Raw genomic sequence first — 15,994 nt, 5'->3', positions numbered from 1 at the left:
AGTCCGTCAGGCCGCTTGCAGGGGCATTACACTTTTGCAAGCTTTCGGGCAGACCCACGGGGCTACTCCGATACGGCGATCAGGACCTTGACCTTCGCCTCACGCTTAGTGGCGTTGATTTGCGCAAGGGTAAAGTCACCGACGTGCGTGAATTGCCAGGTGAAACTGGCCTGACCGTTGGCACCGACGCTGACGCGACCGGGCGCGGAGTGTTTCATGTCGACGTAATTGCGCATCATGGCCGCGTGCGAAGCGGCCATCGCTTGGGTACCCAACATCACCAGGGCCGGTTGCGAGCTCGGGTTGCGCAACGTGAAGCGCACGATGTCACCACGATGCAAGGCGAGCCGCTGCATCGGTGTTCTGTCATCTGCTGACAGCACAAGCTCCAAGGCCTGTTGCGCAGCGCTGTCGTCGGGCAATGGAATGCCTGCTTCGCTGGCGCCCTTGTTCAATTTCATCTGTGCATGCTCACCGGGCGTTCCGGGGTCGCCGTGGATGTCTCCGCCTCCAGCCAATGCACTGCCGACACCCAGGGTCACCAGCCAAGCCGTGGCCCGGGCAATTCTCGCGATCTTCATCGAAGTCCTCCTTGTTCTGGCTCCGGCCGAACTGGCGCCGAACGCGCCCGACCTCAAACCATTCAAGCACGGCATGCGCTGCGAGGACGTTGCATGACACGAATGTAATCAAGCTGTCAGGCGTGCGTTAGGACTGCGTCATCTCGCTGCTCCGCCGACTGAGATGCATGGAAGAAGTAATGGCCCGGTCATGTTGTTGACGGTGACCGCGGTCTAAGTTCCCCCCTCCGAAAGGGTGCCTCGCGAAGCGTTCGCCAGTCGCCCGAAGTTCACATTGACGAGGAGAAGAACGTGAAGAGACTGACTCAGGTGTTTGTCCTGATGGCTTTGGCGGGCGCACTCGCCGCCTGTGCCACGAACGCGCGCACGGATCGGGAGTCGCAATACCCGACGAGTCGCGGCGGGCATTCGCACTTGGCTTAACGCGCCTTCACTCTCATGACTATCTGAGGCTCGGGGGGCACGTGTCGGCAGCACATGGCTCGAGCGCAAGCGCGCCGCCAGTCGCTGTTAGCGGCGGGGGGGCGCCCACAGCCGCTGTCCCGCTGCAACAACTCCCGCTTGCCCGTCTCAATTCCTCCGGCGCAGTACAGGCTGGAGGGCATTTTCACGAGCAAATGCTCTCGGTGCTGGCGCGCCGCCAGGCTGTCATCGCATCCAATATCGCCAACGCCGACACACCCAACTACTTGGCGCGAGACATTGACCTTCCGTCGGTGGCGCTCGCCTTACACAACGCAGGCGCTACGTTGTCGCTCGGGCGTACGCACGCAGCACATCAAGTCCTGCTCCCGCCGACGCCCGCGGAACCGCTGCTCTATGCCGTTCCGCTGCAGGGCGCCGTCGACGGCAACAGCGTTGAGATGGACATCGAGCGCGCCAAGTTTGCCGAGAACGCGGTGCGCTACGAATTTGCGGTCGGGCAGGTGTCTGGGCACTACAAGATGATGAAGGAACTCCTGGATTCGATTCGTTGATCCGACTTTGTATGAGATGTGTTCGGCGGTGTCGGGCCAAGCGCTGACACAGGGGCCGTCCTTCCAGCGTTGGGCGCATGACATTCGGGCGTCGCAAATGTAATGACTGGGTCACGCCTGAGTAAGGCGCAATGCCGAGAATGAGTCTCGCCGCAGCCGATGATGTTGTCAGACCCGGCGGGTGGCGCGACGCGCCACCGATAGCGCCGTGGCAATGAACTCGATACCTCGACGTTTGTTTGTGTTCTGTCGAGGGTGTCGAGCGCGGTCTCGTTGATGCAATCACCAGGAGGTCATCATGATAAAATCAGCTTTGCTCGTCGCTCTCGCAACCGCCGTCGTCTCCACTGCCGCGCTGGCGGTGAACGAGCCGAAGGAGTCGTACGAACTCAAGGACGGTTCGACGGTGTATGTGTTCGCCAACGGCAAGATGGGCATGGCCGACAAGAACGGCCGAGTGAACGCCATGAAGGAAGGGGAGGTAATGGAACTCAAGGATGGGCGAAAGCTCATCATGAAAGACAACGAGCTCTTCTTGACCAACGACTTTGTGCATCGCGATCACAAGAACTGAACGCGACCCACTAACGAACCTTGGAGACTGACATGAGTACCCAAAAGAACGCAGTTGCAACGTCTGCAGAGGAATCCCCAGCGACCCCGCCCACACGTGAGCAGATCGCCGCGCGCGCCTACGCAATCGCGGAACAGCAGGGCTTCCCGTGCGGCTGCGAATTGGCGCACTGGTTGCAGGCAGAAACCGAGCTGTGCTCGGGCGAGGAGCATGCCTGCTGCGCTGGCGCCGAACCTGCGACGGACGCACCGGCTACCTGACGACCAGAGTCCATCGCGTGGCCGGGTGTGCGGGCGGCGTCTGACGACCCTCACTCGGCCCCCGTCTCACGACGGCAACGACGGCCTTGCGCCGACCGTCTCGCGCGCCGTTTCGATCACGTTCAAACCTCGCTGACCATGTGCATACGCTACGCCAACCACGATCTGGAGCATTGCCTGTGCGGCAAGTTCGGCTGGCCCGGCGTACATGCGACCGTCACTGTGTGGTTCTGCTGTCGGCTGCTGCCCACTCATTGGCCGTCGGTGACGCCACCTCGACGCACCGAGAACGCGGTTGCTCAGCCCAATACGCCTGAGTGTGCAGCGTGACGGACGATACGGAATTCGATGCAGAGCGACGCGCTGACGACAGCACGGGGCTGTTAGCGAGCTTCCGGCATCGCGCAGCGTTGATGACGCTCACTGCTGTTGCCGCCGCCGGGATGGCGGCAGTCCCCCTCGGACAGTGGCAGATCGAACGCGACGCGTCTGAGCGCGCGTCGGAGGCCGTCGCCCGAATGTCGGCCCGGCTGCCCAGAATCGGGGCGCCGCAAGGCCCCGACGCCGCTGACCTGACGGCCACGCTGCAGACCGAGCATCTTGTTGGCTTCGAACTTGTCGAAGCGGGCACTGGAAAAACGCTCCTGACGAGTATGCGCGGTGCTCACAGTGGCCCCGACATGAGCGAGGCGCGCGCTGTGCGACGCAGTGTATTGGATCCCGCTGGCCGACAACTGGTCTTGATCGGTTACTACCATGTGCCATCGGCATTGGCGCGAGTGACGTCACTCGGCGCTCTCTGGGCGATGACATCCGCCATGGTTGGCGCGCTGATCGCCAGTGTCTTAGGTTACCTGTCGTTTCGCCGCTCGCTCTCGGAGATCGCGTCGCTTGGAGATCAGCTCCTGGAATCGAATCTGACCCTTCTGCGTACCTTGGGTAGCGCGGTCGCGCATCGCGACGCCGATACCGACAGTCACAACTACCGGGTCGCACTGAACGCGCTACGCCTTGGCGTCCTGATCGGGCTATCGGACCGCGAGCTTCGTGCGCTGACTATCGGTGCCTTCCTGCACGATATCGGCAAGCTCGCGATCCCGGATGCCGTGCTACGCAAACCGGGTCCGCTCGATCGCCTGGAGCGCAAAGTGATGCAAACGCATGTCCACGTCGGTGCGCAGATCGCCGCCGGCGCCACCTGGTTGGCTGAGGCGCGCTGTGTGATCCTGCATCATCACGAGCGTTTTGACGGCACGGGATACCCGTTCGGTCTGCAGGGCACGCAGATTCCACGTATCGCGCGAGTCTTCGCCGTCATCGATGTTTTCGACGCGCTGACCGCCTCTCGTCCCTATAAGGACGCCTACAGCGTTGCCTGTGCCAGCGAGCTGATTCAAGCGGCCAGCGGCGCCCACTTTGATCCGGATGTGTGCGCCGTATTCCTAAGGCATATCGATCAATTCGTGGTGGAGCAAGCGACCGAAAATGCCAACGACCTTCGCAACCGGCTCGATGTGACGGTGCGCCGGCTCTTCAAAGATGTTCGCCCGCGTCACACAGATCTCACGACTTCGGTCGGTGGCATCAAGGGTGACGCGCCGGCGATCGTTGTCTGAGCGGGGGCTGACCGGTGCGACGCACGTCATGCATCTGGCGTTGGATTGGCCGAACGACGGCGTACCGCGGCCTGCCAGAGCGGCCGGCTCCGAGCATGGGGCCCGCTACGGTGGGCTTGGTGTGCCTGCTGGTGACAGGCTGTGGTGCCGCGGCTCGCGTTGATTCCTATCGCGAAGCCGGATGGCGCGCCGGGACGGTGGTGAGCGTTGGACCGGACGCGAGTGCCGCCGTCACGCGTCGTGACCGCTGCGACATGCCGTCGACGACTCAGTCTGTCACACAGGCGGTTGTCGTGGTGGCTTACCGGTCGGCCATTGGCCATCGGAACCGGGTGCTGCGGGTGCCGTCCGACGCGGCGATTGCCGTTGGCGATCGCCTCTACATCCATGAGCGCCTGTGTGATGCATTTTCGATCGAGACACCGTCCACCCCGTAAGCGCTACGGTTGCTTGCGCTCGCCCCTGTTCCGCGATTGACGCATCCTGTCCGCGTCGATCTGCGAGTGCCTTACCCTATCCTTGCGGGACGGCGTCCGTTGGCGTCTAGTTCGATCGTGTCGTAGTCGGCAGCGCCACAGAGAATTTTGTCAGGCGTCCGTCCGACTGCGCGACGACAGAACCGCCATGCGCGTGAATGATCGACTGCGTGATGGCTAAGCCGAGCCCGGCCCCCTCGCTGTCGCGCGTTCGGGCTGGATCGGCGCGATAGAAGCGTTCGAAGACACGGGGGAGCACCTCAGGCGGGATCGTGTCCCCCTCATTGCAGACCTCGATTTGGACGCTGTCTGAACGATGCGAAATTCCGATCTCCACGGCGGACTCTGCATTCGCGTGCCGGATAGCATTTGAGACCAGATTGGCCAACGCTCGGCGCAGCATGGCGCGGTCTCCGATGACCAGGGCCTCGCCGGAACACACCAGCTTGATTCCGCGTTCGCTCGCGATCGGCTCAAAGTACTCGCAGAGCGCGCGCACCTCTTCGCCCATTGCCACCTCTTCCGTGTTGGGTATCAGTAGCCCGTTGTCCGACTTGGCGAGAAACAGCATATCGGTGACCATGCGTGCGAGTCGTTCGACCTCCTCCAGATTCGAAAACAAGGTCTCGCGATACTGCTCCGCGCTACGCTCGCGCGAGAGTGCCACTTGCGTCTGGGTGACGAGGTTCGTGAGCGGCGTGCGCAATTCGTGCGCGAGATCGGACGAGAACTCCCTCAAGCGCACGAAGGACTCCTGCAGGCGTGCCAGCATCGAATTGAAGGCTTCAACCAGCTCGAACAGTTCCTTGGGCACGCGCTCCATATGCAAGCGCTCGTCGAGTCGATCGGCCGAGATGGTCTGGGCGCGACGTGCCACGTCCCGGATTGGCCGAAGCGCGCGACGCGTTACGCCCCAGCTGAGGAGGCTGACCGCAAGAATGCAGATGCCAAGGGTCGTGGCCAAACTCGACCGAAACGCCGCAAGAAACTGCTCGTGGTGGTCAATGCCGAGCGCAATCGTGACGACCAGCGGGGCGCTATCAGGTCTGGACGTGTCAGCACTCGCGGCAAAGCCACGCATCTGGCCTTGCTCATCGTCCCATTTCTCAGGTCGCGGTGATTGCGTCGGCGAACTGACGACAAGACCGGGGTGGACGTCTTTCTCTCCAAGGGTCGAAAAGAGCACGCGACCATCCATGTTACGTACGCTGACTTCCAGACCGTGATGACCGACCATCGCGTCGCCCAGTCGTTCGTCGAGCGACGCGAGATCCGCCTCCGTGCGGACCTTCTTGATCGCGTGTCGGACCAGATCAAGCTTGCCGGTCATCACCTCCATATCTTGTTCGACAAAGTGTCGCTCGACGCTCGCTTCGATCAACCCGCCCGCGACGACAAATACCGCAGCGGCGGATAGGGAGAACAGGATCGCAAGGCGGGTGCCCAGCGACACGGGGCGCGCCCGGCTCACTGCGGATCCTCCAGTACGTAGCCCATGCCCCGCACGGTTCGGATGAGCTTCACGTCGAAACCGTCGTCCACCTTGGCGCGCAGGCGGCGCACGGCCACCTCGACCACGTTGGTGTCGCTGTCGAAGTTCATGTCCCAGACCTGCGAAGCGATCAGTGATCGCGGCAGGACTTCGCCTTGGCGGCGCAGCAACAGTTCCAGGAGACCGAATTCCTTCGCGGTGAGATCAATCCGCCGTCCAGCGCGCATCACGCGGCGCCGAATCAGATCCAGCTCCAGATCTGCGATCCTCAAGTTCTCCGCTTCACGCGGTTTCCCTCGCCGCAGAAGCGAACGTACCCGTGCCAACAACTCTGCGAAGGCAAACGGCTTCACCAGGTAGTCGTCCGCACCTGACTCAAGGCCGCGTACGCGGTCTTCAACCTTGTCGCGCGCTGTGAGACACAGGACCGGGGTCTGTTTTCCCGCACGGCGCAGGGTTTGCAGAATCTGCCAGCCGTCCAGACTCGGCAACATGACGTCAAGAATGATGAGGTCGTAGTCTTCGGTGAGGCCTTGGTGCAGGCCGTCCATGCCATCGCGAACCAGGTCGGCGACAAAGCCCGCTTCGCTCAGGCCTTGTTTGAGGTAGTCGCCGGTCTTCGCTTCGTCTTCAACAATGAGGATCTTCATACCGCCGCTCCACGTAGAACGTGTGGCATTCTCACCCATCAGTGCCCACGGTTAACGGGATTACAAAGATGTAATCGGGGCGTTAGCTGGCTGTCGGCATTGGTGATCGCGAGCGGGCTGCTCGCGCGCCACGTGTTTTGACTCAAATCAATAGGTACCGGGCACTTCATCAAGATTACAAAGATGTAATCCGTGCGTCAGCTGGCCGTTCCCTTTGGCCGGTCATAGTTGCGTCCAACTGCCGCAACGGTTGCTGGCGAAGGCTCGATCAACCGCAGGCGCGCACAACACCTGATGTGCATCACGAGGAGATTTCGACATGCGATTTGCCTTGCTTTTGTCCGCTGCCCTGTTGTCTCAAGGTGCGCTTGCTGCGATGCCTGAGGTCGAAGTCTTCAAGAGTCCGTATTGCGGATGCTGCTCGAAGTGGACCGAGCACCTGCGTGCATCGGGCTTCGCCGTCAAGGAGACGCTTACCGAGAATGTGCCGGCTGCACGCAAGCGCTTGGGCATGCCGGACCGTTTTGGATCCTGCCACACGGCGAAGGTGGGGCGTTACGTGATCGAGGGCCATGTACCGGCTGCCGACATCAAGATGCTGCTGCGCAAGAACCCCAAGGCGATTGGATTGGCGGCGCCGGGAATGCCGCAAGCCTCGCCCGGCATGGACATGCCGAACGCGAAACCCTTTGACGTGCTACTGATCGACGCCAACGGACGTGAATCCGTGTTTTCCACCTTCACCCCCAAAAACGGAGTTTGACCCATGAACAAGCTGCTCCCCCTAATGCTGACCGTGCTTCTCGGAGTGTCGCCGCTGGCCGTACAGGCTGCCGACGACCACGCCGATCATATGAAGGCCGGCTCGTCGATGGCCATGCAGGAGATGAGCGAAGGCGTCGTCAAGAAGGTTGATGCGCAGGCCGGCAAGATCACCATTCAGCACGGCCCGCTAAAGAACCTCGACATGCCCGCCATGACGATGGTCTTCAAGGTCAAGGACGCAGGAATGCTCAGTTCGGTTAAGGCCGGCGACAACATTCGCTTCGTCGCGGAAAGCCTGCCTGCTGGCCTGACGGTGACCTCAATCGAGAAGAAGTAAGCGTCGCCGATCCTGAGCGGCGCGACATTTGCGAGAACGCAGAAGTGGTGCGCGCCTCAGTGGCGGGGAAATCCAGCCGACGGCATGCTCCAGAACCGTCGTCGGTTGCTTCCCTTGACAGATCGTGACGCGGGTTTGCTGGCGCCGATGGGGCACGTGGCTTGAATCGCCGAGTGTTCCCAGGGTGCAAGCCGCTGCTTTGACTAATCGGGCAAATATCCATGAGAAGAATGCCGAAACGAACCTCTTTGTGTCTTTTCTTGGCGCTTGCCTTTGGTAGCGCGCTGCCAGCAACCAACTACGCCGCGGGAACGGTCGAACAGAGCACGCCTGTGATCGGTCGCAACGTGGGCGAACTTCTGGATTTTGCCAAAGCTCGCAGTCCTTCCTGGCGCGCGGCGCAGGCCGAAGCGCAGGCTGCCGCCGAACGCGTGCAGCCGGCCGGCGCTTTGCCCGACCCGATGTTCAAGGTCGAGCTCATGGATATCACCAACATGGGCGAGACGGGTGTTCAGCTCTCCCCGGCCAAGGTGGGCAGCACGCAATACACGTTGAGCCAACAGATCCCCTTTTGGGGCAAACGCGATCTGCGCCGCGGTCAGGCTGAAGCGGAAGCGCGTGCCGCGACGCGTACCGCGGATGGCATGTGGCTGGAACTCGCGACCGAAGTCAAACGAACCTACGCCCAGTACTGGCTCACGGATCGTAACCTGCGCCTGACGGGCGAGATTCAAGCGTTGCTGGGCAAGATGGAGCGGGTTGCCCGCACGCGCTATGCGTCGGGGCTCGCAGCGCAGCAGGACGTCATCCGTGCGCAGGTCGAGCTGACGATGGTCCGACAGGAACTCGTGAGCCTTGAGAGCGAGCAGCAGGGCATGAAGGCGATGCTCAATGGCTTGATCGGGCGTGATGCGATGGCGCCACTCGCGCAACCGGATTTGCGCGCCGCACCTGCGGCGGAACGCACACAGCTGACGGCGCTCTTCGATCGCCTGGCCGCACAGAACCCGGCGCTTGCCGCCGAACGCGAGCGCGTGAATGCGGCCGAGCAGGGGCGCGCACTTGCGGCGAAGAACTGGTACCCCGATTTGAACTTTGGCGTCACGCCGGTGCAGCGCGGCAACCAGGTCAACGAGTGGCAGTTGATGTTCGAAGTCAACATCCCGCTGCAGTTCGAATCGCGCCGCAGCCAGGAGCGCGAGGCCGATCGCATGCTCCAGGCCGCGCGCAGCCGCGTCGAAGCGGCCAACAGCAAGTTGGCGGGCGAGCTTGGCGGGGCCGTCGCGGCGCTCAATGCCGCGCGGCGCACCGAACACCTCATTGGTGACACGCTGCTTGCACAGAGTGAAGCGACCTTCGAAGCCGCTCTGGCGGGTTATGAGACCGGGCGGGTGGACTTCGCCACGCTGCTCGATGCGCAGCGTGCGATCCGCAAAGCGAAACAAGACCTCTACAAGGCACAGGCTGAGCAGCAGCTCCGCTTGGCCGACATCGAACGGATTGTGGGAGACGAACTTTGAAAGCGACGCATGCATATGGGCTGACCTTCGCAGCGGCAGCCTTCGCCCTCGCGGGTGGGTATTGGCTAGGCGCCAAGGCGCCCCAGCACGGAGAACACGGCGCTTCGCCTGCGGCGCAGGGCGCGAGCAAGAAGATTCTCTACTACCGCAATCCGATGGGCCTGCCCGACACCTCGCCGGTGCCAAAGAAAGACCCGATGGGGATGGACTACATCCCGGTGTTCGAGGGCGGTGAGGATGCCGACGCCGGTTCGCCGAACGCGCTCAAGATCAGCGTGGAGAAGGTGCAGAAATTGGGTGTGCGCTCAGAACCCGCGCAGATGCGAGTGCTCGCAAAAACGGTGCGAGCGCTCGGGCGTGTTGAAGTCGATGAACGGCGCTTGGTTGCGGTGGCGCCCAAGTTCGAGGGCTGGATCGACAAGCTGCATGTGAATACCACCGGTCAGGTGGTGTCGCGGGGCCAGGCGCTCTTCGAGGTCTACAGCCCTGAACTGGTGTCGGCGCAGCGCGAGTATGCGATTGCGGCGGGGGGCGCAGCGCGATTGCAAAGCGGAGACACTGACGCACACGGTTCCATGACTGAGCTGGCCAACGCGGCGCTCGCGCGCTTGCGCAACTGGGATATCTCCGACGCACAGCTCAAGGAATTGGCATCGGGTGCGAACACGGCGCGGCGCACCCTGACCTTCCGTTCCCCCGCGAACGGTGTGGTGATGGAGAAGAAGGCCGTGCAAGGCATGCGCTTCGAGCCGGGCGAGAGCCTATATCAGATCGCCGACCTCTCATCGGTATGGGTCGTCGCCGACGTCTACGAGCAGGATGTCGGCCGCGTCAGCGTGGGCCAACCCGTCAAGGTGTCGGCCACGGCCTATCCGGGCAAATCGTTTGAGGGCACGGTGAGCTATGTGTACCCCACGCTCAATGCCGACACGCGCACCGTGCCGGTACGGATTGAGCTCGCGAACCCGAAGGGGCTGCTGAAGCCCGGCCTGTTCGCCGCCGCGGAGCTGCAGAGTGGGCAAGCGACCAAGGTGCTGACGGTGCCCAGCTCGGCCATCATCGACAGCGGCACACGTCAGGTCGCGCTGGTGCAACTGGGAGAAGGGCGTTTCGAGCCACGCACCGTCAAGCTCGGGGCCAAGGCTGACACCTTCGTTGAGGTCACGGAAGGCATCAAGGAAGGCGAATCCGTGGTTGTCGCGGCGAACTTCCTCATCGATGCCGAGAGCAATCTCAAAGCGGCCGTGGGTGGTTTCGGTCATGCGGCCCACGGTGGCACAGTTAAGCAATCCGATCCAGCCCAGGCGAAGGCAGGTGCCGTTGTTGGTCACGCGGGTGAAGGTACCCTGGATGCGGTCGCAGCCGACAAGTCGACGATCACGCTGTCGCACGGCCCGATTGCGAGTCTGAAATGGCCAGCGATGACGATGGACTTCGGACTGGCCAATCCGGCATTGCTGAAGGGCTTGGCGCCCGGCGCGAAAGTGAAGTTCGAAATGGTCGAACGCAAGCCCGGCGAGTGGGTCATTACTTCGCTCAGTGCGGCGTCGGCACCTTCCGCCGCAGCACCTAACAATGCGCACGCGGGGCACTGAGCATGCTGAACGCCATCATTGATTGGTCGGCACGCAACCGCTTCCTGGTGCTGCTCGCAACGCTGTTTATTGTGATCGCAGGCGTCTGGGCGGTGATGCGCACGCCGCTTGACGCCCTACCTGACCTCTCTGACGTGCAGGTCATCGTCTACACCGAGTATTCCGGTCAGGCACCACAAGTCGTCGAAGACCAGGTGACCTATCCGCTGACCTCGGCGATGTTGTCAGTGCCCAAATCCAAGGTCGTACGGGGTTTCTCCTTCTTCGGCGCCTCCTTCGTCTACGTGATCTTCGAGGACGGCACGGATATCTATTGGGCGCGCTCGCGGGTGCTGGAGTACCTGAACTCTGCGGCCGGGCGGCTGCCAGCGGGCGTGGCGCCCCAGCTCGGGCCGGATGCGACGGGCGTGGGCTGGGTCTACGAGTACGCGCTGCAGGCCAAGGACAAGTCGCTCGCCGAACTGCGTACGTTGCAGGACTGGTACCTGCGCTACCAGCTGAGCAAGGCGCACGGTGTCGCCGAGGTCGCCTCGATCGGCGGCTTCGTGCAGCAATACCAGATCAGCGTCGATCCGGTGAAGCTGCGTGCCTACGGCATCCCCTTGGCGACGATCGTCGACGTCGTGCGCAGCTCCAACCGCGACGTCGGCGGGCGCGTGGTAGAGATGGCCGAGACCGAATACATGGTGCGCGGCCGCGGCTACTTGAAGGGTATCGACGACATCGCCAATCTGGTGGTGAAGGCCGAACGCGGTGTGCCGGTGCGCATCGCCGATATCGCGCGCGTCGAACTGGTGCCTGATGAACGGCGCGGCCTCACCGAGCTCAACGGCGAGGGCGAGGTGGTGTCGGGGATCGCGATGGCGCGCTTCGGGCAGAACGCGCTGGAAGTCATCCACAACCTCAAGGAAAAGGTCGGGGAGATTTCCTCAGGCTTGCCCGAGGGCGTCTCGCTGCAGACGGTGTATGACCGCTCCGAACTGATCCACCGCGCGATCGACACCCTCAAGGGCACGCTGCTAGAAGAATCCATCATCGTCGCCGTGGTGTGCATCGTGTTCCTGCTGCACGTGCGCAGTGCGCTGGTGGCGATCCTGATGCTACCGGTCGGCGTGCTGATCGCGTTTATCGCGATGCATGCGCTGGGCATGAACTCGAACATCATGAGCCTGGGTGGCATCGCGATCGCGATCGGCGCCATGATCGACGCCGCGATCGTGATGATCGAGAACGCCCACAAGCATCTTGAACGATTGGAGCCCGGTGGCTCACGCGTCGAGGCGATGATCGATGCGTGCAAGGAAGTCGGCCCGTCGCTGTTTTTCTCGCTGCTGATCATCACGGTGTCCTTCCTGCCGGTTTTCACGCTCGAATCGCAGGAAGGGCGTCTGTTCTCGCCGCTGGCTTACACCAAGACCTTCGCGATGGCCGGTGCCGCGCTGCTCTCGGTCACACTCGTGCCGGTGTTGATGATGCTGTTCGTTCGCGGACGTATCCTGCCCGAGTCGAAAAACCCGGTGAACCGCTTCCTGATCTGGTGCTACCGACCCATGATCACCGGCGTCATGCGCTGGAAGAAAACGACGATCGCGGTCGCGCTGCTGGCGCTCGGCATCAGTCTCTGGCCGGCCTCCAAGCTTGGCAGCGAGTTCATGCCGACACTCAACGAGGGCACGCTGTTCTACATGCCCGCCTCGCTGCCGGCGATGTCGATCACCAAGGCCGCTGAGTTGCTGCAGACGCAGAACAAGATCATCAAAAGCTTCCCCGAGGTTGAATCAGTCTTCGGCAAGGCCGGGCGTGCGAACACCGCGACCGACCCGGCGCCGACCGAGATGTTCGAGACGGTGATCAACCTAAAGCCGGAATCCGAGTGGCGGCCGGGCATGACGATCGACAAGCTCACCGCCGAGATGGACAAGGCGCTGCAGTTCCCCGGTGTGTCGAACGCCTGGACGATGCCAATCAAGGCGCGCATCGACATGCTCTCAACCGGCATCCGCACGCCGATCGGCATCAAGGTCTTCGGCAAGGATCTGGTCGAAATGGAACGGCTTGCCAAGGAGATCGAGGCCGTCGTCAAGCAGGTGCCGGGTACGACCAGCGCGTTTGCCGAGCGGATCACCGGTGGCTACTACCTCGATATCGAACCCGACCGCGAGGCGCTTGCGCGCTACGGCCTGGGTGTCGGCGAGATGCAGGAAGTGGTGTCGACGGCGCTGGGCGGCGAAATGGTCACGACAACCGTTGAGGGGCGTGAGCGCTTCGGTGTCGCGGTGCGCTACCCACGCGAACTGCGCGATAGCCCCGAGAAGATCGCCGAGCAAGTGCTGGTCCCCACGATGAGCGGGGCGATGGTGCCGCTCGGGCAGGTCGCGCATGTCGGCATCAAAAAAGGCGCGCCGAGCATCCGCACCGAGAACGCGCTGCTGTCGGCCTACATCTACGTCGATATCCGCGATCGGGATATCGGTTCCTATGTGAAGGAGGCGCAGAAGGCCGTCAGCGACAAGGTCAAGTTCCCGCCGGGCTACTACGCGACCTGGAGCGGCCAGTTCGAGTCGATGCAGCGTGCCGCCGAGAAGATGAAGGTGGTGCTGCCGGTCACGCTGCTGATCATCTTCCTGCTGCTGTACCTGAATTTCAAACGCCTGACCGAGACCTTCATCGTGATGCTGTCGGTGCCCTTCGCCCTGATCGGCGGGGTGTGGCTGATGTGGGCGCTGGGTTACAACCTGTCGGTCGCGGTCGCCGTCGGCTTCATCGCGCTGGGCGGTGTGGCTGCCGAAACCGGTGTGGTCATGCTGATCTACCTTGACCAGGCTTGGCGCGAGATCAAGGCACACCGCGAAGCCGAGGGTCGTAGCGTTTCAGCGGCTGACCTCTACGCCGCCATCATGGAAGGTGCGGTCGAACGGGTACGACCGAAGATGATGACGGTCGTTGCGATCATGGCGGGCCTGTTGCCGATCATGTGGAGCAAGGGGACTGGTTCCGAAGTAATGAGCCGCATCGCCGCGCCGATGGTGGGCGGCATGGTGTCCTCGACGATCCTGACGCTGATCGTGATCCCGGCCGTCTATGGCTTGATCATGGAATACCGGCTGCGGCGGGAGACAGCGCGCGGCACAACCCGGGCAATCGCCCAGGCATGATCCCCAGGCGCGTGAAAGCGTGGATGGCGCGGTTCTCGGTCTGGATGGCCGAGAACCGCGAGCGACATCAGCAAGCGAAGGTCGGGTGCTGTAACCGGGCCCCCGGCCCAAGCAGGTCGTCCCGACAAAACAGATAAGGCTTGCGGTCCTCGGGCTCGGTTCATCAAAACGGCGCCCGTGTGATCGGGCGCCAAGTCGCCTCAGGGACCCGAGCCGGGGGTAGATGCGGGCCTTCCTCGAATGCGAGCTGCGTCACGAGCCCGGGTGGGTGAAGCGATCTGATCTGGTCGCCCCCACGGAAACGACGGCGCGCGTATCGTCGCAGCCTCAGGACGGCGCCGTGCCGCCCGATTCGCCATATACGGAGCCGCATCCGCTGCGGACTGAGGACGATGCACGACAAACTCTCATTGCTCATCGAGCGTTGGCAACAAGATCCGCACAGCACTTACAACAGCTGGTTTCTCTGGGAAGAACGACTTAAGAACTTCCGCTCGATCCGACGTGGCATCGCCGAAGTCGTGCAGGAGATCGAGGCGGGTCGGTTCGGGAATGCCTACCGCGGCTCCGCGCTGGAGACCGTTGTGGGCTCGGTCGCCGAACAGCGACAGATCTTCAAAGGCGCCGACCATGCCTTCCTATGGAAACCCAAGCTGCGCATTCCCGACATCTATGAGAACGCCGCAAACCAGAAGGCTTTCGGCCGGCTGCTGCACACGTGCAACTGCTGCAATACGGCCGAGGCGGTGCTGGAGGCGATCCGCAAGATCGACGCGCTGAAGATCAAGGGCCTCGGGCCTGCTGTTGCGAATCTCTTGTACTTCATCCATCCGACGCTGGTGCTGCCGTTCAACACGGCAATCGTGCGCGGCTACAACGCGGTGACCGGCGGTAACGTCAAACTGGGACGGTGGGACCACTACCTGACAATGCGTGATGGGGCGATTCGTCTGAATGGGGCACATCGCTCGCAGTTGTCGAACGACTTGGGGGCCGTTGCAGGACTGCTGTTCGACGTGGGTAGCGGCCGCCTCACGGCACCGCCCCTTGCCGACGATGAAGCACCGCTTCGCGCCTGGAGGGCCGATCTCGACCGGGTTCGTGAAGAATCCGCGGCCATGCAGAAGGTGTGGGCCGCCGAGCGGGAGAGCGACACCACCCATACGCAGATCCAGGGAGGGCTTCGCGATTTGGGTCATGCGCTGGGATTTGACGTCTGGATCGCAGCGAATGATCGTGGCCGAGCCTACGCCGATGGCGTGCTGGGCGCCGACTGTCTGACTGAGCTGCCGCCCGGCTTTGATGGTGGGGCAGAAGCGGTTCGCTTGATCGACGTAGTGTGGTTTGAGCGAGCCAGTGCCCGGGTCGCAGCGGCCTTCGAAGTTGAGCATTCGACGTCGATCTACTCCGGCATCGTTCGTATGCTTGACCTCGCCTTGGGAACCGAACTCGGCGCCTCAAGCGTGCTGTTTCTAGTGGCGCCGAACAGCCGGCGCGACGAAGTGCGCCAACAACTGAATCGGCCGGCCTTCTCGCGCGTTGCCGAACTCGGGATTCGCTACCTTTCCTACTCCGAGTTGCAGCAACATCGTGGGGCAATTGCCCGTTTCGGTACCGGACTGGGGCCTATGCTCCAGATCTCGGAGCAGTTGTAGCGCTCTCCGTACGCAAGCGACGAGGTGGAGCGATCGGGATGAGGTCGTCCGATCGAAGCGCTGATCTTGCGCTTTGCTGATGCGCGCATCGCCAACAGCTCCAGAGCGGATCGCACAACATGTCGGTCGGGGGCGGGCCGTTGATCGGCCCGCCTTGCACCAAGGCTTAGCCCGTTGCGCGAGCCCATGTGGAGACGCTCACAACGATTCGTGTGGGGGGTGGCCTGAATCGCCCCGGGTTTTGAGGAGGCTCCCACTCTTGAGAAGATGGAGCCATGAAGAATTCCCCGAAGTTTTCCCCTGAGGTGCGTGAGCGCGCGGTGCGCATGGTGCAAGAGCAC

14 protein-coding genes are annotated in these 15,994 nt (G+C 62.5%); 11 read left to right on the top strand and 3 right to left on the bottom strand.

Annotated features, from left to right (window positions below):
• Positions 1-62: 62 nt before the first annotated feature.
• Entirely contained in the window at positions 63-581 is a 519-nt protein-coding gene (locus ACE3P0_RS11805) for a hypothetical protein (RefSeq protein WP_374402820.1), read from the bottom strand.
• Between the two features lie 545 nt (positions 582-1,126).
• On the opposite strand from ACE3P0_RS11805, the gene flgB reads away from it, so the two are divergent.
• The 5 genes from flgB to ACE3P0_RS11780 all read left to right on the top strand — a co-directional run bounded on the left by flgB (position 1,127) and on the right by ACE3P0_RS11780 (position 4,445).
• Positions 1,127-1,558 (top strand): flagellar basal body rod protein FlgB, encoded by a 432-nt coding sequence (gene flgB / locus ACE3P0_RS11800; RefSeq protein WP_374402910.1) that lies wholly within the window; start codon positions 1,127-1,129, stop codon positions 1,556-1,558.
• Positions 1,559-1,856: 298 nt separating this feature from the next.
• Complete coding sequence (locus tag ACE3P0_RS11795; RefSeq protein ID WP_374402819.1) at positions 1,857-2,132, top strand: CopK family periplasmic copper-binding protein; 276 nt, start codon at positions 1,857-1,859, stop codon at positions 2,130-2,132.
• Positions 2,133-2,164: 32 nt separating this feature from the next.
• Complete coding sequence (locus ACE3P0_RS11790; RefSeq protein WP_374402818.1) at positions 2,165-2,392, top strand: DUF2934 domain-containing protein; 228 nt, start codon at positions 2,165-2,167, stop codon at positions 2,390-2,392.
• A gap of 326 nt (positions 2,393-2,718) precedes the next feature.
• Positions 2,719-4,008, top strand: a complete 1,290-nt coding sequence (locus ACE3P0_RS11785) for an HD-GYP domain-containing protein (RefSeq protein WP_374402817.1) — start codon at positions 2,719-2,721, stop codon at positions 4,006-4,008.
• Positions 4,009-4,103: 95 nt separating this feature from the next.
• Positions 4,104-4,445 (top strand): hypothetical protein, encoded by a 342-nt coding sequence (locus tag ACE3P0_RS11780; protein WP_374402816.1) that lies wholly within the window; start codon positions 4,104-4,106, stop codon positions 4,443-4,445.
• A gap of 106 nt (positions 4,446-4,551) precedes the next feature.
• Here ACE3P0_RS11780 and ACE3P0_RS11775 read toward each other — a convergent pair whose 3' ends face one another.
• Both ACE3P0_RS11775 and ACE3P0_RS11770 read right to left on the bottom strand, forming a co-directional pair.
• Positions 4,552-5,937, bottom strand: coding sequence for a heavy metal sensor histidine kinase (locus ACE3P0_RS11775; RefSeq protein WP_374402815.1), 1,386 nt, complete (start codon positions 5,935-5,937; stop codon positions 4,552-4,554).
• 14 nt (positions 5,938-5,951) lie between these two features.
• Positions 5,952-6,626 (bottom strand): heavy metal response regulator transcription factor, encoded by a 675-nt coding sequence (locus tag ACE3P0_RS11770; RefSeq protein WP_374402909.1) that lies wholly within the window; start codon positions 6,624-6,626, stop codon positions 5,952-5,954.
• A gap of 319 nt (positions 6,627-6,945) precedes the next feature.
• Between ACE3P0_RS11770 and ACE3P0_RS11765 the strand changes: the two genes are divergently transcribed.
• The 6 genes from ACE3P0_RS11765 (at position 6,946) to ACE3P0_RS11740 (ending at position 15,653) form a co-directional block, all read left to right on the top strand.
• Positions 6,946-7,389: a DUF411 domain-containing protein gene (locus tag ACE3P0_RS11765; RefSeq protein ID WP_374402814.1), complete on the top strand. Its 444-nt coding sequence runs from the start codon at positions 6,946-6,948 to the stop codon at positions 7,387-7,389.
• A 3-nt stretch (positions 7,390-7,392) separates the two neighbouring features.
• On the top strand, positions 7,393-7,728 hold the full coding sequence (locus tag ACE3P0_RS11760; protein WP_374402813.1) for a copper-binding protein: 336 nt from the start codon (positions 7,393-7,395) through the stop codon (positions 7,726-7,728).
• A gap of 260 nt (positions 7,729-7,988) precedes the next feature.
• A complete protein-coding gene (locus tag ACE3P0_RS11755; RefSeq protein ID WP_374402812.1) occupies positions 7,989-9,248 on the top strand; it encodes a TolC family protein in 1,260 nt (419 codons plus the stop codon).
• On the top strand, positions 9,245-10,843 hold the full coding sequence (locus ACE3P0_RS11750) for an efflux RND transporter periplasmic adaptor subunit (protein ID WP_374402811.1): 1,599 nt from the start codon (positions 9,245-9,247) through the stop codon (positions 10,841-10,843). Before ACE3P0_RS11755 ends, ACE3P0_RS11750 begins: the two co-directional genes overlap by 4 nt.
• Positions 10,844-10,845: 2 nt before the next feature.
• On the top strand, positions 10,846-13,998 hold the full coding sequence (locus tag ACE3P0_RS11745) for an efflux RND transporter permease subunit (RefSeq protein WP_374402810.1): 3,153 nt from the start codon (positions 10,846-10,848) through the stop codon (positions 13,996-13,998).
• A gap of 392 nt (positions 13,999-14,390) precedes the next feature.
• Entirely contained in the window at positions 14,391-15,653 is a 1,263-nt protein-coding gene (locus tag ACE3P0_RS11740; protein WP_374402809.1) for a type II restriction endonuclease, read from the top strand.
• Positions 15,654-15,994 lie beyond the last annotated feature (341 nt).

This window comes from Niveibacterium sp. (genome assembly GCF_041909475.1).
GTDB lineage: Bacteria > Pseudomonadota > Gammaproteobacteria > Burkholderiales > Rhodocyclaceae > Niveibacterium.
This window is presented reverse-complemented; position numbering and strand designations above follow the sequence as displayed.